Source organism: Geotalea sp. SG265, assembly GCF_022808985.1.
Lineage (GTDB): Bacteria > Desulfobacterota > Desulfuromonadia > Geobacterales > Geobacteraceae > Geotalea.
This window is the reverse complement of sequence record NZ_JAKZFT010000008.1, coordinates 111,794-132,309: the sequence shown is the minus strand read 5'-3', so window position 1 is coordinate 132,309 and position 20,516 is coordinate 111,794. Positions and strand designations below refer to the sequence as shown.

Sequence of the window (20,516 nt, the reverse complement as noted above, 5' to 3'; positions counted from 1 at the left end):
TCCCCTTTTACAATACTATTACATTAAAAAGATTCGTAATCTGCTATGGTTCAGGGGCAAGATAGCGTATACGCCGCGTTGGCACCGAAGGAGACGATCATGTGCAAGCCCTTGAAAATCGGAAAATACGAGGCCAAATATCCCCTGATTCAGGGTGGAATGGGGGTCCGTATTTCGGCCGGCTCGCTGGCAGGGCATGTGGCCAAGTGCGGCGGGGTTGGGCTGGTGGCTGCACCGGGCATTGCTCTCAACAGCGGCCTGTATGATGGGTCCAACTATTTCGATGCTGATCTGGCGGCATTTAAGGCTGAACTGAACAGGGCATACGAAATCGCTCCTGACGGGGTGATCGGCGTCAACGTCATGGTTGCTCTTTCCGATTACGAGAACCTGGTAGGGGCTGCAATCGAGGGAGGGGCGAAGGTCATTGTCTGCGGTGCCGGCCTTCCCATGACCCTGCCGGGCTTGGCTGCCCATGCGCCTGATGTGGCGCTGGTTCCCATCGTTTCCTCTGTCCGGGCGGCACAGCTGATTGCCAAGAAGTGGGAGAAGAGCTACAACCGCCTTCCCGACGCAGTGGTGGTGGAAGACCCCGATACGGCGGGGGGGCACCTGGGGGAGAAACTGGAGAATATCGGCACCGGCGACTATGATCAGTATGCAACCGTCCGAGGGGTGAAGGAATTTTTCTGCACCGAATATGACCTTGATATACCGATAATTGCCGCAGGCGGCATCTGGGACCGCGCCGACCTGATGAACGCCCTGGAGCAGGGGGCTGACGGGGTGCAGATGGCCAGCCGCTTTGTTCCGACCGTGGAGTGTGATGCGGATGATGCCTTCAAGCAGGCATATCTGGATTGCAAGAAGGAGGATATTGGTCTGATCATGAGCCCGGCCGGCCTTCCCGGTCGCGCCATCCTCAAGAACCAGGACGACATCGTTCTCTATGATCAAATGAGAAGCTCGGCCTGCACCACCGGATGCCTGAAGAAATGTTCCTACAAGGAGAGCGGCGAGCGCTTCTGTATCGTTAAGGCCCTGGACCGGGCTCAGCGGGGAGATGTGGCAACGGGGCTTATTTTCTGCGGCACCAATGCCTGGAAAGCGGATCGGATCACCACCGTCCAGGAAATCTTCGACGAATTGTTTGCCGAGTCTGCAGCCGAGGATCAAGCTGCTTAAAATCAATTTTAGCAACCGCCTGTGACGGCCCTCCGGAATCTCCGCGGGGCCGTTTTCATTTCCGGCTCTGTTCCTTCCCCGTGTTGCTCCACAAGCACCTGTACGGAATGGACATTTGTGCTATGCTTATCCACACCTGACGAAAAGGGAGCAAGTGGAGAAACTGTTGCATTTAAACAAGCTTTTCATATGGCCTCTGTACCTCTGTGTCTGCGTGCTGCAGGTTCTTACCTGGTCATCGCCTGCCTTTGCCGACAAAGGGTCGGGTGTACCGGCTTCCGTCATAGTTGGTGGTGACCGTGACTACCCTCCCTACGAGTTTATCGACAAGAATGGCCAACCGGCAGGATTCAACGTCGAGTTGACCAGGGCCATTGCCGAAGTTATGGGGATGAAGGTGCAGTTCAGGCTTGGTGGCTGGGCCGAGATGCGTTCGGCACTGCAGAGTGGCCGGGTAGACGTTCTGGAAGGGATGTCCTATTCGGAAGAACGAGCCAGTGAGGTGGATTTTTCCCTCCCACACGCGCTGGTCAACCACGCCGTCTTTGCCCGCAGTGATTCGCCGGTGATAACGTCGGTCGAAGAACTGCGGAACCGATCGGTAGCCGTGCACCGGAGCGGTATCATGCACGACATCCTGCGACAGCAGGGCTTTTCGGGCAGGCTGGAACTCACCGATACCCCTGCCGACGCCTTGCGGCTTCTGGCTGCGGGGAAGACCGATTATGCCATTGTCGCAATCCTGCCGGGCATGTACATCATACGTGAGTTGAAACTATCGAACATTCACCCGACTATCAGGAACGTGGCGACCCACCGCTACTGTTTTGCGGTGAAAAAGGGGAACGACGAGCTCTTGTCCCGGTTCAACGAAGGGTTGGCCATTGTCAGGAAGACCGGCCAATATCAGGTGATTTACAACAAGTGGCTCGGGGTGCTGGAACCGGAGCATGTGGACTGGAAGACGGTCGCAAAGTATGGGGCCGTGGTGGTCATTCCCCTGGTGCTGCTTTTGGGCGGTTTTGCCCTCTGGTCACGGACTCTCCACAGGCAGGTGGCGGTGCGGACTGCCGACCTGACCCGTGAGATTGCCGAACGGAAGCATGCGGAAGAGGAGCTACGCCTCAATCAGCAGCAGCTTGTTCAGGCGGACAAACTGGCCGCATTGGGCGTCCTTGTCTCGGGGGTGGCCCATGAGATCAACAACCCCACCGGGCTCATCCTCCTGGATGTGCCGATCCTGAAGCGTGCCCACGGCGATATCGATGGCATTCTGGAGGAGTTTTACCAAGCCCATGGCGACTTCATGGTAGGTGGACTTCCCTATTCGGAAATGCGCCAGGAGATTCCGCGGGTTCTGGATGAGATGCAGGATGGGGCCAAGCGGATCAAGCGGATTGTCAACGATCTCAAAGATTTTGCCCGACGTGACGATGTGGCGGAAAAGCAGCAAGTGGATTTCAACACTGTTGTCGAGACGGCATTACGACTTGTGGAGCCCACCATTCGCAAGGCGACCCGTCACCTCCAAGTCGAATATGCGGATTGGATTCCGCCGATTCTCGCTAACAGCCAGCGGATCGAGCAGGTGGTGGTTAATCTCGTGCTGAATGCCTGCCAGGCTCTTCCTGACCCGGAGCGAGGGATCTATATCACGACCCGCTATAACCGGGCCACCGCCAGTGCCATTGTCTCGGTCCACGATGAAGGGATCGGCATCGCTCCTGAAAACCTGTCACGCCTTACCGACCCTTTCTTTACCACCAAGCGGGAGAGCGGCGGGACCGGGCTGGGCTTGTCCGTTTCCGACGGCATCATCAAAGATCATGGCGGCCAGTTGCATTTCAAATCCAGTCCCGGCACCGGTACCACCGTTACCCTTTCGTTGCCTGTTATCAGAGAGGAGCAGATGACGTGAACGACCAAGTGTATCCAGCCTTTGGTATCCTGCTGGTGGATGATGAGCCTGCCTGGCTGAAATCTCTTTCCCTTACCTTGAGAAGCTGTGCCGGTCTCGGCAATATCAAAACCTGCCAGGAAAGCCGTGAAGTTATGGGAATCCTGGCAGAAGCAAATATAGGGCTGGTACTCCTTGACCTGACCATGCCCCATCTGTCTGGCGAAGACCTGCTGCAGCAGATCGCCGAGCAGCATCCCGATATTACCACCATCGTTGTCAGCGGCCTTAATCAGCTGGAAACGGCGGTCCGCTGCATGAAGCTGGGCGCCTTCGATTACTTCATCAAGACCGATGAAGAGGATAGGATCGTTAGCGGGGTCTTGCGGGCGGTGCGGATGAAGGAGATGCAGCGGGATTACCTGGAAATGTCCACCAGGCTTGCGTCCGGAGAGTTGAAGCATCCTGAGGCCTTTGCCAATATCGTCACCGCCGATCGAGCCATGCTCAATGTCTTTGCCTATGTGGAAGCGGTGGCCAAAAGCCCTCAGCCTCTTCTGATCACCGGAGAAAGCGGCGTCGGCAAGGAACTGATCGCCCAGGCGCTCCATAGGTTGAGCGGCTGTCGCGGCAAACTGGTGACGGTCAACGTTGCCGGTCTTGATGACACGGTCTTTGCCGATACCCTTTTTGGCCACGTCCGTGGTGCCTTCACCGGTGCCGATCAACTGCGGCGGGGGATGGTCGAGGAAGCGGCCGATGGTACACTCTTTCTCGACGAAATCGGTGATCTCAGCATCCCTTCACAGGTGAAGCTGCTGCGCCTCTTGCAGGAGGGGGAGTTCTTCCCTCTTGGCTGCGACCAGCCGAGGCGCCTGAAAGCACGGACCATCGTCGCCACCCATCAAAACCTTGCGGAAAAGGAAGGGGCCGGGACCTTCCGCCGCGACTTGTTCTACCGCCTGCGCACCCACCAGGTGCATATTCCACCACTGCGGGAGCGCCCCGGTGACATACCCCTGCTCTTGGATTATTTCCTTGGAGAGGCAGCAGAGGCCTTGGGGAGAAAAAAGCCGACTCCCCCAAAAGAGCTGGCACAGTTCCTCACGACCTACAGTTTCCCAGGTAATGTGAGGGAATTGAAGGGGATGGTTTACGACGGAGTCAGTATCCATCGTGGCCGGATGCTCTCCATGGAGTCTTTCGTCAAGGCGGTAGGGCAGGGGCAGCCTGCCGGCAAACCGTCTTCCGCTCCTCCTCGGCAGAACCCCTTTGCCGGCTTTGTCGATCTGCCCACCTTCAGTGACGCCGCCGCCTTCCTGGTGTCGGAAGCGATGCATCGCGCCAACGGCAACCAGACCATGGCAGCACGCCTTCTCGGTATTTCCCAGCCGGCCCTCAACAAGCGCCTCAAGATGATGCGTTCTGAACTGGTATAACCTGGGGTTATACTATAGCTTCCGGCTATTTGATGTCTAACTTGATGATGTTATTGTGGTTTACCCTCCTGTGAGAGGGATCTTTATAACCTTACGCCATGAGACTTCACTCTCCGCACCTGTGTCCTTTTTTGCTTTTTACCTTGTTATTATAACTAGATAGCGGGTGGCCAGGCCCTTGGCACCCTCCATGCTCATATGGGTCTAGATTCGAAAGGAGCTTCGCTCCATCACCCATAGCCAAACATGGAGGTGTACCATGGCAATGTTCTGGATCCAATTCGTGCTCGTCCTCGGTGCCGTTCTCATCGGTATCCGCAGGGGCGGGGTAGCCCTCGGCCTGATCGGTGGTCTCGGCGTGACGGTGCTGACCATCGGCTTTCGCAGTTCTCCTTCCGAGCCCCCCATCGCCGTCATGCTGATCATCCTGGCTGTCGTTACCGCTTCGGCAACCTTGCAGGTGGCAGGCGGGCTCGACTACCTGGTGCAGTTGACGGAACGGATGCTCCGTGCCCATCCGAAATACGTGACCATCCTGGCACCACTCAGCACCTTCTTCCTCACCGTTTGCGTCGGGACCGGACATGCGGTATATGCGCTGCTCCCGGTTATTTCCGACGTAGCAATCAAGACCGGCATCAGGCCGGAACGTCCCATGGCTATTTCCAGCGTGGCCTCCCAAATGGGCATAACGGCAAGCCCTGTCGCTGCCGCTGTCACCTTCTTCCTCGGCTTTGCCGCCAAAGCCGGTCATCCGGTGACCCTGATCGACATCATCTGCGTAACCATGCCCGCAGGGATCATCGGCGTGCTTGCCGCTGCCGCCTGGAGTTTCAACCGGGGCAAGGACCTGGACAAGGATCAGGAGTTTCAAGCCCGTCTGCAGGATCCTGATTTCCGTAAGTCTCTCGATGCCGATGTAACGACCCTGGACAAGAAGATCTCTACCACTGCAAAGGTGTCCGTTGCCCTCTTTTTTACCGGCGTTGCCACCATCATCCTCTTCGCCGTCTGTCCTGAATTGCTGCCCATGGGGGCTGATAAAAAGCCCGTTGCCATGACCACGGTCGTACAATTCGTCATGCTGGCCTACGGAGCCTTCATCATGTTTGCCGCCAATGTCAAAGCCAAGGATATCGCCCACTCCAGCGTCTTCATCGCCGGGATGATCGCCGTTGTCTCCATCTTCGGCATTGCCTGGATGAGCGATACCTTCATCTCAGCCAACAAGAAGTTCCTGGTGGACAATATCGGCATCATGGTGAAGATCGCACCCTGGACATTTGCCATTGCCACATTCTGCATCTCGGCCTTCGTCAAGAGCCAGGCAGCGACCTTGGCCATTACCCTGCCGCTCGGCCTTGCCCTCGGTCTGCCGATTCCCCTGCTGCTTGGGCTCATGCCAGCCAGTTATGCCTACTTCTTCTTTGCCTTCTACCCCAGCGACCTGGCCGCCATCAACTTTGACCGGACCGGCACCACCCGCATCGGGAAGTATCTGCTCAACCACAGCTTCATGATCCCTGGACTGATTGGTGTCGGCGTGTCAACGGTAACGGCCTACCTTATCTCCAGCGCCATACTGTAACTAACAGGTAACTTCAATTCGGAAAGGGCTGCAGCGATCTGCAGCCTTTTTTTTTGCCGAGTGAGGGATTAATGGCTTGACCTGGTGAGGGTGAGATGCTATATCAAGAAAAGTTGATTTATCTTATCCGATGTTTTTGATATAGCCATGCTCGAAACTTTCAAAGCCCTTGCAGATCCTTGCCGGTTGCGGCTTCTGGCGATTCTAGGCGGAGGTGAATTCACCGTCCAGGAATTGACCGCAATTCTCGGTATGGGACAGTCCCGCATTTCCAGGCACCTGAAGATTTTGACGGAGGCAGGTGTGCTCGCGGTGAAGCGGCAAGGAACCTGGAGTTACTACCGGGTCGGGGACGGTAACGCCTTTTTCAGCGCCATTTATCCGGTATTCAAAGAACAGGCCGATGGACTGCCTCATCGTGCCGAGGATGTGGCCGCCGTGGCCAGGGTGCTGGAAGGCCGTCGCCGGCGCAGCCAGGAGTTTTTCGACCGCCATGCCCGCCAGTGGGATGAGTTGGCCCAGACCCTTTTGCCGGTACCGGAATACCTGCCGCAGTTGGTCCGATCGGTCCCTTCGCACGCAGAAGTTGTTGAGATAGGCGTCGGTACCGGTAGCCTGCTTCCTCAGCTTGCTGCCGTGGCATCGCGGGTTATCGGCGTCGATCATTCTCCTGCCATGCTGGAAGAAGCCGGTCGTCGAGTAGCCGAGGCAGGCCTTACCGGAGTCGAGCTACGCCTGGGAGAAATGACCCACCTGCCGATCGCCGACGGCGGTGCTGGGTGTGTGGTTGCCAACATGGTGCTGCATCATGCCGCGGACCCGGTCGCGGTGCTTCAAGAGATAAAGAGGGTACTCACTGCCGGTGGCGCATTGCTCATTGCCGACCTGGCTCGACATGAACGGGAGCTAGCCCGGGAACAGCTGGCAGACCAGTGGCTGGGCTTTGAAAAACATGAACTTTGTTCGTGGCTTGAGGCAGCAGGGTTTACCGCTGTGACGTGCAGACGTCTGGATGGACATGCTGGGCAGGTGGCGATTTTGTTGGCATCTGCTTCAAAAAAATAGATGGAAATACATCAATAAAAGGAGAAAGCACCATGTCACAGGATTTTAAAGTCGCCGATCTCTCTCTGGCCGAATGGGGGAAGAAGGAAATCAGGATTGCCGAGACCGAAATGCCTGGACTCATGGCCATCCGGGAAGAATATGCCGGAAAACAGCCACTCAAGGGCGCACGTATCACCGGTTCGCTGCACATGACCATCCAGACCGCCGTCCTTATTGAGACTCTGAAGGCCCTAGGGGCAGAAGTTCGCTGGGCTTCCTGCAACATCTTTTCCACCCAGGACCATGCGGCTGCTGCCATCGCTGCCCAGAGCATTCCGGTCTTTGCTTACAAGGGGGAATCCCTGACGGAATACTGGGATTATACGCACCGTATCTTTGAGTGGCCCGACGGTGGCTTCTCCAATATGATTCTGGATGATGGCGGCGATGCTACTCTGTTGCTGCATCTCGGCACCAAGGCGGAGAAGGATGCTTCCGTTCTCGAAAAGCCGTGTTCCGAGGAAGAGACCGTCCTTTTTGCCGCCATCAGGAACAAGCTGGCCACCGATCCCGCCTGGTACTCCACCCGCATTGCCCAGATCAAAGGGGTGACCGAGGAGACGACCACCGGCGTTCACCGTCTCTACCAGATGCACGAGCGGGGGGAGCTCCGTTTTCCGGCCATCAACGTCAATGATTCGGTGACCAAGTCCAAATTCGACAACCTCTATGGCTGTCGTGAGTCGCTGGTGGATGGCATCAAGCGGGCCACCGACGTCATGGTTGCCGGCAAGATCGCCTTGGTCTGCGGTTATGGTGATGTGGGGAAAGGTTCTGCCCAGGCGCTGCGTGCTCTTTCCGCCCAGGTCTGGGTCACGGAGGTAGATCCCATCTGTGCACTGCAGGCGGCCATGGAAGGCTACCGGGTCGTGACCATGGACTATGCCGCCGACAAGGCCGATATCTTTGTTACCTGTACCGGCAACTACCATGTCATTACACATGAGCACATGATAAAGATGAAGGACCAGGCCATCGTCTGCAACATCGGCCATTTCGACAACGAGATCGACGTGGCGAGCATCGAAAAATATCAGTGGGAAGAGATCAAACCCCAGGTGGATCACATCATCATGCCGTCGGGCAACAGAATCATTCTGCTGGCCAAGGGACGACTGGTCAATCTGGGCTGCGCCACGGGGCACCCCAGCTACGTCATGTCCTCTTCCTTCGCCAACCAGACTATTGCCCAGATCGAGATCTTTACCAATCCTGGAAAATATGTGGTCGGGGTCTATACCCTGCCGAAGCACCTGGACGAGAAGGTGGCACGGCTGCAGCTGAAGAAGCTGAACGCCCAATTAACGACGCTGACGGAGAAGCAGGCTGCTTACATCGGTGTCAGTGTTGATGGGCCATACAAGTCGGAGCACTACCGTTATTAGCAGGCTGGACTTTATCAGCCCATCTGGAGTATAGTCGAAAACATCGAAGCCGTCGGGGCAGCCCGGCGGCTTTCGCATGAAAACGCGGTAAAGGAGCATGCAATGAACAAATTGGCAACAGCCCTGATCATGTCAGTCCTTTTCGCCGGCAGCGCGTCGGCCATGCCAAAGGAGGGTTGCGGCGGCAACTGTGCCGGCTGTCATTCCCTATCCGTGAAAGAGGCCAATACGCTGGTGAAGGGGCTGGGGGGCAGGGTGACCCAGGTGAAGTTTCCGGCCATGCGCGGAGTCTGGGAGTTGGATATGGAAAAGGACGGCAAAAAGGGGGTCGCCTACGTTGACTACGGGAAGAAGCATATTATTCCGGGACCCATCTTCAGCCTGGCGACGAAAAAGCCCATCGGCGGCGGTGCTGCTCCCCAGGCTGCGGTGACCAAGGTGAATCCGGCTCTTCTCACCCCCGGCAACTCCATAATACTCGGCAATCCCCAGGGGAAAAAGAGGCTCTTCGTCTTTACCGATCCCGATTGTCCCTTTTGCGCCAAGCTGCACGGGGAGCTGAAGAAGCTCGTCGCCATGGACAGGTCGGTGGCGGTCTATGTGAAGCTCTTTCCCCTGAAAATTCATCCCACCGCCTATGACAAATCCAGGGTCATAATGCAGGGCCCTTCGGCCAAGCTCCTTGATGATGCTTTTGCCAAGGTTGCTTTGCCGGCGCCCGGCCCCAATACGCCGCGGGCAGGGGTCGATGAAAATATCAGGCTTGCCGCCAAACTGGGGGTGAACTCTACTCCGACGCTGATTTTTTCTGACGGAAGGCTTTTGGCCGGTGCAAGGACTGCTGCGGAAATACAGGCCCTCTTCAACGGTAAGAAAACGAACAGATGACGGCTGGGTTGCTACGCAAGTGATTGAGGCCTGTCGCCATGACAGGCCTTGTCTTCATGGTGCGGATTCTTTCCTGCGTTGCTCTTCGTCCTTTTTCCCCCGACCCGCGGGGGAGCATGACTCGGCCATTCAGGTGGAGACGCCTAAGCGTGGAAGAATGAATTTCTGCAGTGCGATCCACAGGACCAGAAAGCCGAGAAGCATCAATATCTCCTGCATACGAACCTCCTTTTACACATAAGGTATCATATATTGCGATAACTGCATACTTGGAAATATTCTTCAGCTGAAAAAGTAGTTGACACCCGCCGCGCCTGTCAGTATAGTGAAAATCACTTTCAATTTGGAGAACCCCGTGAAGCGCGCCAAGAAAAAAACCTTCAGTGACTTCATAGCCCAAAAGGGACTCAAGTCCACACGCCAGCGGGACATTATTCTCGATTTCTTCCTTTCCACCTCCGAACACATGAGCCTGGAAGAGCTATATCTCAAGCTTCGCGCCAAGCATCCAGCCATCGGCTACGCAACGGTCTATCGGACGCTGAAGCTTTTTGCCGAATCGGGCATTGCCCGTGAAATACAGTTCGGTGATGGGCAGACCCGCTACGAGCATGTGACCGAAGGGGAGCACCATGACCACCTGGTCTGCACCCGTTGCGGCGCAATTGCCGAATTCGAGAACGCGACCATCGAAAAGCTGCAGGATGAGATAGCTGACAGTTACGGCTTTCTTATCAAAACACATAAGTTGGAGCTGTATGGCCTATGTGCCAAATGCAGAAAATAGGCACAAAAATTTTTTGCGAAATATTTGAAAATGATTATCAATTACAACAAAAGGAACTAGGGAAATGGGTTTATTCAAGAAAAAGAGCTCTTGTCACTCAAATGCAGGTGTCGTAACCGGTGCTGTCAAAAAGGTCGCTCTCGTGGGAAATCCGAATGTGGGGAAAAGCGTCCTTTTCAATGCCCTGACCGGCGCCTATGTGACGGTCTCCAATTATCCCGGCACTTCCGTGGAGGTTGCCCGCGGTTCTGCTGCCATTAACGGTACAACCTGTGAAATTATCGACACTCCGGGAATGTACTCGCTGTTGCCCATAACCGAGGAGGAACGGGTGGCCCGGGAGATCCTGCTCAAGGAATCTCCCGACGTGGTTCTGCATGTGCTGGATGCACGGAACCTGGAGCGGATGCTGGTCATGACCCTGCAGCTGATCGATGCCCAGTTGCCGGTGGTGCTGGTGGTCAACATCATGGATGAGGCGGAGCGGATGGGCCTCTCCATCGATCTGCCGCTTTTGCAGGAAAAGCTGGGCATCCCGGTGATCGGCGCTGCCACGGCAAAAAAACGTGGTCTGGACGAGATCAGGAAGGCCATTGCCGTCTACAGCCGGCGGAAGCATGCTGTTTTCGCTTACAGCAAGAGGCTTGAGGCCGATATCGACAGTGTCTCCCAGCTGATCAATGGTGATTATGCCTTATCGAAGAAATCCGTGGCCCTGCTGCTTCTGCAGCGGGATGAGGAAGTTTCAGCCCTGGTGGCAGAGCGGGAAGGGGAGGGTTTTGCCGCCATCGCCGGAAAGGTGCGCGAGAAGACCTTTGAGCGCCGTGAGTCCTTTCATCTTGACCTTTCCATGGAGCGGAAGGGGGTCGTCAAGGGATTGTTGGCGGGGGTCTTCAGTCTGCCCGACAAGCGGGTGGTCACCTTCAGCGAACGTCTTTCCCGCTGGGCAGTGCGGCCGTTGACCGGCATACCATTGCTTCTGTTGGTGCTCTACTATGGCCTCTATAAATTTGTCGGCGATTTCGGTGCCGGGACGCTGGTAGATTTTCTCGAAGGGACCCTTTTCGAGCAATATTTCAACCCGTGGGTAACCGGGCTCGTCAAGGGCATCATACCATGGATACCCATTCAGGAACTGTTCGTGGGGGAGTATGGCGTCCTGACGCTGGGACTGCGCTATGCCGTGGGCATTATTCTTCCTATCGTCGCCACCTTTTTCCTCTTTTTTTCCATACTTGAGGATAGCGGCTATTTTCCCCGGCTGGCGCTCCTGGTGGACCGGGTCTTCAAGAAGATCGGTCTTACCGGTCGAGCCGTCATCCCCATCGTGCTCGGTTTCGGGTGCGACACCATGGCCACCATGGTTACCCGTACCCTGGAGACGGTGCGGGAACGGGTCCTTGCCACCCTGCTGCTGGCTCTGGCCATTCCCTGTTCCGCCCAGCTCGGGGTGATTCTGGCGCTGCTGTCCAAGGCACCCGGGGCGCTTCTGGTCTGGGGGGTCTGTCTGATACTCATTTTTCTCCTCATCGGTTTCCTGGCCGCGCGCCTCATGCCGGGCGAGACCCCCATGTTCTACATGGAGCTACCCCCCATGCGGTTGCCCCAGTTATCCAATGTCCTGACCAAGACTTATACCAGGATGCAGTGGTACTTCATGGAGATATTGCCACTCTTTATCCTGGCTTCGGTGCTGCTCTGGATCGGCAAGCTTACCCACTTCTTTGAAATGGCGGTGGAATGGTTGAGCCCGGTGATGGGCATGATGGGGCTGCCCAAGGATGTGGCAGTGGCATTCATCTTTGGATTTTTCCGTCGCGATTACGGCGCTGCGGGTCTTTACGACCTGCAGACCAAGGGTATACTGGATGGACGGCAATTGACCGTGGCGGCTGTTACCCTGACCCTCTTCATTCCCTGCGTGGCCCAATTCCTGGTCATGAAGCGGGAGCGGGGATTGAAGGTCGCATTGGCCATCGGTGTTTTCGTCAGCACCCTTGCCTTTGGCAGCGGTTATCTGCTCAATCAGTTCCTGCTCGTTACGAAATTGGTATAACAGAGGTATTCCATGAAATGCGGTTATTGCGGACACGAATTCAGCCAGGAAGAAGGCATCACGGGTTGCGGAAAATGCGGCAAACCGATGAAATGCAGGATGGTGCGCTGCCCCCGTTGCTACTATGAAAACCCTCCCGAACTGACCGTCGTGAAGAAAATTAAGGAAATATTGACAAAGAACGATAAACACTAGCAGATGATATTACGGCAAGGAGTTAAATGATGAAGTTATCGGATAAAGCGGAAGAGATTCTGGAGGCGCTGTGGATCGCCGTCGAGGAGGAAGGAAAGGGGTTTGCCGAGATTGACCAGCTGGGTATCCCGGCTGGGGACCCTGCCTATCAGGAGCTGGCTTCCCGGACCCTGATCGAAGTGAAGGAAGGGAGAGTCTACTTCCGCCCCGAGGGGAGAGAAGAAGGCCGCCGGACGATCCGACGTCATCGGCTGGCGGAACGGCTGCTCATGGATGTGCTGAATGTCCGTGGAGAAGCGGGAGACGACAAGGCATGCCAGTTCGAGCACCTGCTCAACGAAGGGGTCGATGCCAAGGTCTGCACCATGCTCAACCACCCCACCACCTGTCCCCACGGCAAGCATATTCCACCAGGAGACTGCTGCGAAGAGGCGAGAAGGAGCGGCGATTTAGGGGTGGTTCCCCTCACCGAGCTGAAGTCTGGAGAAGAGGGAGAAATTGCCTACATCCAGACCGAAGACAGCAAAAAGATGCAGAAATTGATGGCTATGGGGGTTTTGCCCGGCAACCGTATCGTCCTTTCCCAGACCTTTCCTTCCTATATTTTCCGGGTCGGGTTTTCCGAGTTTGCCATCGATTCGGCCATGGCACGGGAGATATTTGTCCGAAAATAGACGAACAATTCCTTTGAGGGGTGCCGATTCCCCGTGGCTAAGTATAATTATAGATGTGTACCTGCCGGCAATGTGATGTTTTTCTTGAATAACGGGTGCAAATTTATTACCCTTCACCGGCTCCGAGCCGCCAAGGCTCAGCGCAAAAATCATCTTTGGAGGACACATCTATGAAGAAAAAATCTGCCATGCTGACGGCTGTTTCCCTTCTGCTGGCCGCCGGTTCGGCATGGGCCGCCGGCAATGCAGCACTGCCGAAGGGTTACGAAAAATGGGAAAAGAGCAAGGAAAAGGTCGTCACCGACAAGAGTTCCCTTTTTTACGGCGTTCATTACATCTATGTGGACAAGAAGGCCATGCCTGCCTATAAGGCCGGAGGGAAATATCCCGAAGGGAGCCGTTTCGTCGTGGATTATTACAAGATGAAGGAAGAAAACGGCAAGCCGGTTAAAGGAAAGAAAAACATGATCGTCCTGATGAAAAAGGACAAAAAATTCAAGGAGACCGGTGGCTGGCAATTCGCCGGCTTTACCGCAGAGGGTAAGCCTTCGAAACTGGACCCGGTGACGAACTGTTATGAATGCCACTTGAAAGAGGCGAGGGACCGGGATTATGTGATCTCCAGGTATGCAGACTTCAAGTAAAACTTGCCTTTCCTGCGCCTCAGAAAGCATCACGGATTCCCGTGGTGCTTTTTTTTGTCCCTGCCAACCCAATTTATCCCTCAAGCTATTAATTCAAATGACGATACGTTAACAAAAAGAGGCTGCCTTGGCGGCTATACTCCTGCAAGCTGGTCAAAAACCTATGTTCATGGATCATTCCGTTCCTGCAGCAAATGCCCATTCCCTGTCTTCTTCCTGGTCAGAAAGACTGGCCTGTGCGCGAAATCAATTGATGGAAATAGCAGGTGCCACCGAGGAGGAATTTCTCGCCACCGGGGCTAATCTGCACGATTTCTACGGCAGGGCGGGGCAGATTTCCGAAAAATCTTCGGAGATGGCAGGCCAGGTTTCAGGTGAGGAGATTTCCCGCACCATTCAGCGACTCCAGGAGATACTGCAGCAGATGGAAGAGTACCTGGTCCATGGCGAGAAGGAGACTGAACAGAGTTCCAAGACCTTGCGCTCCATTCTGGAGCTTCTCGATAAAACCGCGACCCCCCTTTCCGGCTTTCGAAAGATCAACAAGTCGCTGCGCATGCTGGGCATTTCCACCAAAATCGAAAGCGCCCGCCTTGGCCAAAGCGCAGCCGGATTCGATACCCTTGCGAATGACGTGGGACAGCTCTCCATACAGGTGCTGGAAAAGGCGGGGACCATACTGGAGCAGAAGGACCAGCTGAACACGGTCATTCGACAGACTTTGAACCAGGTCCTCGATCTGGGCATGGAGCAGCGGCATCAAGTCCAGGGAACCCTGGAGCGTACCCAGACCAGCCTCGCCGCCCTGACCCAGGTCAATTCCCGCTGCTCCAAATCGGCATCGGCCATTGCCGAAGCATCGGGAGTGGTTTCCCGGAATATTGGCGAAGTGGTCATGTCCATGCAGTTTCACGACATCGTTCGCCAGCAGATCGAGCATGTGGCTGAGGCGCTTGATGACCTGCAAAATAGCCTGGAGTCCGGGACGGACGACCGGGAAGATGTACAGGACCTGGCCCGGAAGGCTGCAGGTATCTGCCAGTTGCAGACTGCCCAGCTGGCCCACGCCCGGGACGAACTCAATAACGCCGTCGGGCGGATCGTCGATAATCTCCACAACATTGCAGCAAAGCAATCGCGCCTTTCCGAGGACACACGTGCCATGGCTGGGGTCGCCGATCAGACGGGAAGCTCGTTTCTGACCGGTCTTGAGGCCGATCTTACCATGGTTGCTGCCGTTCTCGACCAGAGCTCCCAGCTGAACCGCACGTTAACCAAGGCCATGGGCACCGTAGCCGAAACGGTGATGGAGATCACAAATTTTGTCAACGATATCGAATTCATCGGCGAAGAGATCGAGCTTATTGCCCTCAACGCCCAGGTGAAGGCGGCATTGACTGGTGAAGAGGGTGCAGCCCTGGGGGTTCTTGCCGAGGCGATTCAACGCCTGTCTGTGGATGCCATTGCCCAGACCTCTGCTGTTTCCGCAATGTTGACCCAGGTCACCGATGCTACCGAAGGGCTTTGTACCAGCGCACGGGCCGATGTCACCGAACTGGACGTGGAAGTCGAAGAGATGGTGAACTCTCTGCCGGCGCTGCTCCAGTCCCTGCAGGGGGTTAATGATTCCCTGAGCGGGTGTCTGGCCAGCATGCGGGGTGCGGTGCAGATATTGTGTTCAGACATTGACACGGCAACCAACGGCATAACTGCTCACCACCAGGTGTCATCGGTGATAGACCAGGTAATGGAAGAACTGAATGCCATCATTGGTGAGGCGCTGACCATTGCTCCTGCATCCAAAGGGGAAGACACACTGATGCAGCTTGCCGATCGCTACACCATGGACAGCGAACGCAAGATCCATAATTCTATTATGCAAAAAGATGAGGGTGCAATGGAGAAGTCTGGGTCTGCCGGTCCGCCTGCCGACGTTTATGTGCTGCCATCGGGGGACGACCTAGGGGATAATGTGGAGCTTTTTTGACGTTCAGCGCCAGTTTGGCAGGGAGAATCGGCATGGATGAATTGAAGGTAACGGTGGCGAAAGGGGAAGGTACCCCAGCCGCGTTGACGGTAAACGTCAGCGGACCGGTATCGGTCCAGAACGTGGGGGATTTGAGGGCTGCCCTCTTGCAGGCATTGGCGGGAGCGGAGCAACTCTTCATTAATCTGGCCGATGTGACGGAGATCGACCTGGCAGGGTTGCAAGTGCTCTGCGCAACCCACCGCAGTGTCTTACAGCTGAACAAACAGCTCAGTATTGCCACAGGCGACAACGATCTTATTCATGCGGTCAGCATTGAAGCAGGTTTTCAACGCCACGTGGGGTGTGCCCAGGACAGGGATAAAACTTGCTTTTGGGTGGGGGGGAACGATTGATGGGAAAGATAATCATGACGGCGGACGATTCCGCCAGTGTCCGGCAGATGGTCAGCTTTACCCTGAAACAGAACGGGTACGAGGTGGTCGAGGCGGTGGACGGCAAAGATGCACTGCAGAAACTGGGAGGACAGAAGGTGGACATGCTCATCACCGACCTTAACATGCCCAATTTGGACGGCATCGGCTTGATCAAGGGGGCACGAGCCCTGCCGTCATGCAAATTCATTCCTATAGTTATGTTAACCACGGAATCCCAGGACAGCAAGAAACAGGAAGGAAAGGCCGCCGGAGCCACCGGCTGGATCGTCAAGCCTTTCAAGCCTGAACAGCTGATGGCGGTGGTGAAGAAGGTGCTCGGATGATGGACCAACATCAACAGGCATTCAAGGAAGAAGCCTATGAGCTTCTGGCGGAGTTGGAAACGTCGCTTCTGGAACTGGAAGAGAGGCCGGAGGATGAGGAAGTAATCGGCCGGGTCTTCCGGGCCATGCACACCATCAAAGGGTCGGGTGCCATGTTCGGTTTCGAGGACATTGCCGCTTTCACCCACGAGGTGGAGACGGTCTTCGATCTGGTGCGTAACGGGAAGATTCCGGTGACGAAAAACCTTGTCAATATTACCCTTGCCGCCCGGGACCAGATAAAGGCCATGCTCGATGCTTCAGCAGAAGGGGGGATGGTTGACGAATTCCGAACTGCGGAGATCATTGGGGTGTTAAAGGGGATGCTTCCCGAAGCGGAGTCGAGCAGCCCGGAAGATCCGCAACCGGCGAAAGAGGCAACGAAAGAGCCGAAGGAATCCTTCGAAGTAACCTATCGCATCCGTTTCGAGCCGGACCGAGGGATTTTCATGCGCGGCATCAATCCACTGAGCCTGATCAAGGAGCTCAGAGAACTGGGCCCGTGCAGGGTGGTTGCCCAGCTGGCGAACCTGCTTCCGCTTGAGGAGATGGATGCTGAAAGCTGCTATGTTTATTGGGATGTGATCCTGACGACAAAACAGGGGATCGACGCTATTCGGGACGTATTCATCTTTGTGGAGGACGACTGCGAACTGAAAATCGATGCCATCGACAGTGGCGATGCTTTTGGCGGGGAAGCGGGAAGCAAGAGGCTTGGCGAGATACTGATGGAGCGGGGAGACCTGAGCCCTGAAGAGCTGAAGAGCATACTGTCCCAGCAGAAGAAGTTCGGGGAAATTGCCGTTGCAAACGGGCTCGTGGAACCGGAGAAGATTGTTTCAGCCCTGGTGGAGCAGCAGCATGTGAAGGAGGTCCGCCAGGAACGACAATCACAGGAATCGGCGTCGAGCATTAGGGTCCCGGCGGAAAAGCTGGATGTGCTGGTGAACCTGGTGGGAGAACTGGTCACGGTGCAGGCCCGCCTCAGTCAGACCTCCGCCGGGCGCAAGGATGCCGAGCTCTTGTCCATTGCCGAAGAGGTGGAACGCTTGACGGCGGAACTGAGGGATAACGCCCTCAATATCCGCATGCTCCCCATAGGCACCACATTCAGCAAGTTCAAGCGCCTGGTCCGCGACCTCTCCAATGAATTGGGGAAAAAGATCGAAATGGAGACATCAGGTGCGGAGACGGAACTGGACAAGACGGTTATCGAAAAGCTCAACGACCCGCTGGTGCACCTGATCCGCAACAGCATCGACCACGGCATCGAGATGCCCGAGGAGCGGGCGGCGGCGGGCAAGCCGGCCCAGGGGACCATACATCTGGGTGCAGTCCACTCGGGGGACAGCGTCTTCATCACCATCACCGACGACGGCGCAGGGCTGGACAAGGAGGCTATTCGGGCCAAGGCCATGGAGAAGGGGCTGATTCCGCCGGGTGTCGAGCTGTCCGAAAAGGAGATCTTTGCCCAGATATTCGAACCGGGCTTTTCCACTGCCAAGAAGGTCTCCAGCGTCTCCGGCCGCGGCGTGGGCATGGACGTGGTCAAACGGGCCATCGAAGCTTTGCGTGGCACCATAGAATTGAACAGCAAGCGTGGAGAAGGAACCACCATCACCGTCAAGATCCCCCTGACCCTGGCCATTATCGAAAGCCTGCTGGTACAGATCGGTGGCGACCGCTTTCTGCTGCCCCTTTCTCTGGTGGACGAATGCGTGGAGCTGACTGACAGCGACATCGAAAAATCCCATGGCAGGAACCTGGCCAACGTGCGTGAGCATCTGGTCCCCTACATTCCCCTGCGGGAGAAGTTCCGCATCACCGGTGATCCCCCCGAAATCCAGCAGATCGTCATTACCCAGGTCAGCGGCATGCGGGTTGGTGTCGTCGTTGACCATGTCATCGGCGAGCACCAGACGGTCATCAAATCCCTGGGGCGGGCCTATAAAAATGTGGAAGGCATCTCCGGTGCGACGATCCTCGGTGATGGGGCGGTTGCGCTGATTGTTGATATTCCCCAACTGGTAAAAGGGGTGGAGGCCCAAAGCCTGCAGTAACTTTCACACATAACTTTAGCGCTAAGCGCGATGTGGATACTCAGCTTATTCCGCTTGCGATCCTTCCCCCCATTGCTGGGGCTGGAGAAAGGCATGGTCCTGATGGATCATGCCTTTTTTATTCAGCAGCACATTTCTCTTTATTTTTAGAATTAGGTGAATATAATGTTAACATTTTTAAATTAAGCTTTGGTGGGCGCAATGGCAAATGGGGTCAACAGGCCGAATACTGCATGCGTGAAGGTTGGGCGGTACTCGGTCCTGATCTGGACGTTCTCCGTCTCAGCTACGGCAGTGGCACTCATAAGCGATATCGAGCGGCTCGCTCTCCTGGAAAACAGCCTTTCCCTGCTCGTTCTCTGGCTGGTGGGGATGGGAGGGATCTATCTGGGGAGCAGACGACTGCGACGAAGCGAGGAGCGGTTGCATCTGGCGGAGCAGGCGTTATTTCGCTCCAATCAAAATCTTGAAATGAAGGTCATGGAGCGAACGGCTGAGCTGGAACGGGCCAACCAGCGGCTGAAAGGGGAGATTGAAGAGCGCTTGCGCACAGAAGCAAAGCTGCGTGCATCGGAGATAAAATACCGGATTGTTGCGGACAATACCTACGGTTGGGAGTTTTGGCAGGATCCCGAGGGGAGGTTCGTCTATTCATCACCGGCCTGTAGGGAAATTACCGGCCGAGGCGCGGAAGAGTTCCTTGCCGATCAGGGGCTTTTCAACCGAATAATTTTTCCCGATGACTTGAAATGCTACGACGCCCATAGAAGGGAGGTTGAAGAGGGGCGCTGGACGAACCCGGTAGCCTTTCGCATCATCAAGCCTGACGGCAGCCTGTGCTGGATCGGTCATATCTGCCGGCCGATTTATGATGAAGATGGAAACTTCATCGGTATCCGGGGGAGTAACCGTGATATTAGCGACCGCAAGAGGGCCGAGGACGAGATACGCTTGCTGAACGAAGAACTGGAGGGGAGAGTACTGAAGCGGACTGCCCAGCTTGAGGCTTCCAACCGGGAACTTGAAGGATTCTGCTACGCCATTTCCCATGATCTCCGCGCTCCGCTTACCAGGTTGGAAGGGTACAGCCGAGCGCTTCTGGAGGATTGCTGCGAAAGTCTCGATAACCAGGGGCGCGCCTATGCGGAGTGCATACAACGTAACAGCATTCAGCTGAAGGAGGTTATCGACATCCTCCTGGAGCTGACGATGCTGACCCGCGGCGATCTGCAGGTGGAAGAGGTGAACCTGAGCGAGATGTGCCTTGCAATCATGGAGGACCTGCAACTCACCTACGCCGGGAGGATCATTCAGTGGCTCGTGGCCCCGGAGGTGGCGGCAAAGGGAGACAAAAGGCTTTTGATGCTGGCGTTGCGAAACCTGCTGGACAATGCCTGCAAGTACACGGCAAAGCACCAGCAGGCGACCATTGAGTTCGGCGTGGTGGAGCATAAAAAGCGAAGGGTATATTTCATCCGCGATGATGGTGCCGGATTCGACATGAAATTCGCCAAAAAGCTCTTTAAGCCCTTCGAACGCATGCATCATCCAGAAGAATTCTCTGGCCTGGGCATCGGCCTTGCCACGGTCCAGCGAATCATCCACCGCCATGGAGGGCGGATATGGGCAGAGGGGGAGATCGAGAAGGGAGCGACCTTCTTTTTCAATTTATAAAAAACACAGAAGCAGTTTTTTGCCGACAGCCATGGTACTCGCCATGGCTTTTTTTGCGTCTCTTGCCACTGAAATGAAAAGTTGCGACGAATAAGGTTTAAGTTAAAAAAGACCCATTCCGATAAGCCTCTGTAATGGATAGACCTACAAC

17 protein-coding genes are annotated in these 20,516 nt (G+C 55.6%); all 17 read left to right on the top strand.

What is annotated here, in order from left to right:
* The first annotated feature begins 99 nt into the window (after window positions 1–99).
* On the top strand, window positions 100–1,185 hold the full coding sequence (locus ML541_RS11590) for a nitronate monooxygenase family protein (protein ID WP_243373074.1): 1,086 nt from the start codon (window positions 100–102) through the stop codon (window positions 1,183–1,185).
* A 166-nt stretch (window positions 1,186–1,351) separates the two neighbouring features.
* Window positions 1,352–3,103 (top strand): transporter substrate-binding domain-containing protein, encoded by a 1,752-nt coding sequence (locus tag ML541_RS11585; protein WP_243373073.1) that lies wholly within the window; start codon window positions 1,352–1,354, stop codon window positions 3,101–3,103.
* Window positions 3,100–4,521: a sigma-54 dependent transcriptional regulator gene (locus ML541_RS11580; RefSeq protein WP_243373072.1), complete on the top strand. Its 1,422-nt coding sequence runs from the start codon at window positions 3,100–3,102 to the stop codon at window positions 4,519–4,521. The genes ML541_RS11585 and ML541_RS11580 overlap by 4 nt, the downstream gene beginning before the upstream one ends.
* A gap of 259 nt (window positions 4,522–4,780) precedes the next feature.
* A complete protein-coding gene (locus ML541_RS11575) occupies window positions 4,781–6,109 on the top strand; it encodes an anaerobic C4-dicarboxylate transporter (protein ID WP_243373071.1) in 1,329 nt (442 codons plus the stop codon).
* Between the two features lie 147 nt (window positions 6,110–6,256).
* Window positions 6,257–7,174, top strand: coding sequence for a metalloregulator ArsR/SmtB family transcription factor (locus tag ML541_RS11570; protein WP_243373070.1), 918 nt, complete (start codon window positions 6,257–6,259; stop codon window positions 7,172–7,174).
* A 32-nt stretch (window positions 7,175–7,206) separates the two neighbouring features.
* Window positions 7,207–8,601, top strand: a complete 1,395-nt coding sequence (ahcY, locus tag ML541_RS11565; RefSeq protein WP_243373069.1) for an adenosylhomocysteinase — start codon at window positions 7,207–7,209, stop codon at window positions 8,599–8,601.
* 102 nt (window positions 8,602–8,703) lie between these two features.
* A complete protein-coding gene (locus tag ML541_RS11560; protein ID WP_243373068.1) occupies window positions 8,704–9,489 on the top strand; it encodes a DsbC family protein in 786 nt (261 codons plus the stop codon).
* A gap of 355 nt (window positions 9,490–9,844) precedes the next feature.
* Window positions 9,845–10,276 (top strand): transcriptional repressor, encoded by a 432-nt coding sequence (locus ML541_RS11555; protein WP_243373066.1) that lies wholly within the window; start codon window positions 9,845–9,847, stop codon window positions 10,274–10,276.
* 64 nt (window positions 10,277–10,340) lie between these two features.
* The gene (gene feoB / locus ML541_RS11550; protein WP_243373065.1) at window positions 10,341–12,332 is read left to right on the top strand and encodes a ferrous iron transport protein B; all 1,992 of its coding nucleotides are present in this window, start codon (window positions 10,341–10,343) and stop codon (window positions 12,330–12,332) included.
* A gap of 12 nt (window positions 12,333–12,344) precedes the next feature.
* Complete coding sequence (locus ML541_RS11545) at window positions 12,345–12,527, top strand: hypothetical protein (protein ID WP_243373064.1); 183 nt, start codon at window positions 12,345–12,347, stop codon at window positions 12,525–12,527.
* A gap of 29 nt (window positions 12,528–12,556) precedes the next feature.
* Complete coding sequence (locus ML541_RS11540) at window positions 12,557–13,201, top strand: metal-dependent transcriptional regulator (RefSeq protein WP_243373063.1); 645 nt, start codon at window positions 12,557–12,559, stop codon at window positions 13,199–13,201.
* A 170-nt stretch (window positions 13,202–13,371) separates the two neighbouring features.
* Window positions 13,372–13,845 (top strand): cytochrome P460 family protein, encoded by a 474-nt coding sequence (locus tag ML541_RS11535; protein WP_243373062.1) that lies wholly within the window; start codon window positions 13,372–13,374, stop codon window positions 13,843–13,845.
* Between the two features lie 253 nt (window positions 13,846–14,098).
* Window positions 14,099–15,832 carry a methyl-accepting chemotaxis protein gene (locus tag ML541_RS11530; RefSeq protein ID WP_243373061.1) on the top strand — a complete coding sequence of 578 codons (1,734 nt, stop codon included), beginning with the start codon at window positions 14,099–14,101 and terminating at the stop codon, window positions 15,830–15,832.
* Window positions 15,833–15,864: 32 nt separating this feature from the next.
* A complete protein-coding gene (locus tag ML541_RS11525) occupies window positions 15,865–16,227 on the top strand; it encodes an STAS domain-containing protein (protein ID WP_243373060.1) in 363 nt (120 codons plus the stop codon).
* A complete protein-coding gene (locus ML541_RS11520) occupies window positions 16,227–16,592 on the top strand; it encodes a response regulator (protein WP_243373059.1) in 366 nt (121 codons plus the stop codon). Before ML541_RS11525 ends, ML541_RS11520 begins: the two co-directional genes overlap by 1 nt.
* Window positions 16,589–18,691, top strand: coding sequence for a chemotaxis protein CheA (locus ML541_RS11515; protein WP_243373058.1), 2,103 nt, complete (start codon window positions 16,589–16,591; stop codon window positions 18,689–18,691). The genes ML541_RS11520 and ML541_RS11515 overlap by 4 nt, the downstream gene beginning before the upstream one ends.
* 201 nt (window positions 18,692–18,892) lie before the next feature.
* The gene (locus tag ML541_RS11510; RefSeq protein WP_243373057.1) at window positions 18,893–20,365 is read left to right on the top strand and encodes a PAS domain-containing sensor histidine kinase; all 1,473 of its coding nucleotides are present in this window, start codon (window positions 18,893–18,895) and stop codon (window positions 20,363–20,365) included.
* Window positions 20,366–20,516: the final 151 nt, after the last annotated feature.

Coding starts and splice junctions, on each gene's coding strand:
- ML541_RS11590 (WP_243373074.1), top strand. CDS start 100: ATGTGCAAGCCCTTGAAAATCGGAAAATACGAGGCCAAATATCCCCTG.
- ML541_RS11575 (WP_243373071.1), top strand. CDS start 4,781: ATGGCAATGTTCTGGATCCAATTCGTGCTCGTCCTCGGTGCCGTTCTC.
- ML541_RS11570 (WP_243373070.1), top strand. CDS start 6,257: ATGCTCGAAACTTTCAAAGCCCTTGCAGATCCTTGCCGGTTGCGGCTT.
- ahcY (WP_243373069.1), top strand. CDS start 7,207: ATGTCACAGGATTTTAAAGTCGCCGATCTCTCTCTGGCCGAATGGGGG.
- ML541_RS11560 (WP_243373068.1), top strand. CDS start 8,704: ATGAACAAATTGGCAACAGCCCTGATCATGTCAGTCCTTTTCGCCGGC.
- feoB (WP_243373065.1), top strand. CDS start 10,341: ATGGGTTTATTCAAGAAAAAGAGCTCTTGTCACTCAAATGCAGGTGTC.
- ML541_RS11545 (WP_243373064.1), top strand. CDS start 12,345: ATGAAATGCGGTTATTGCGGACACGAATTCAGCCAGGAAGAAGGCATC.
- ML541_RS11540 (WP_243373063.1), top strand. CDS start 12,557: ATGAAGTTATCGGATAAAGCGGAAGAGATTCTGGAGGCGCTGTGGATC.
- ML541_RS11535 (WP_243373062.1), top strand. CDS start 13,372: ATGAAGAAAAAATCTGCCATGCTGACGGCTGTTTCCCTTCTGCTGGCC.
- ML541_RS11530 (WP_243373061.1), top strand. CDS start 14,099: ATGGAAATAGCAGGTGCCACCGAGGAGGAATTTCTCGCCACCGGGGCT.
- ML541_RS11525 (WP_243373060.1), top strand. CDS start 15,865: ATGGATGAATTGAAGGTAACGGTGGCGAAAGGGGAAGGTACCCCAGCC.
- ML541_RS11520 (WP_243373059.1), top strand. CDS start 16,227: ATGGGAAAGATAATCATGACGGCGGACGATTCCGCCAGTGTCCGGCAG.
- ML541_RS11515 (WP_243373058.1), top strand. CDS start 16,589: ATGATGGACCAACATCAACAGGCATTCAAGGAAGAAGCCTATGAGCTT.
- ML541_RS11510 (WP_243373057.1), top strand. CDS start 18,893: ATGGCAAATGGGGTCAACAGGCCGAATACTGCATGCGTGAAGGTTGGG.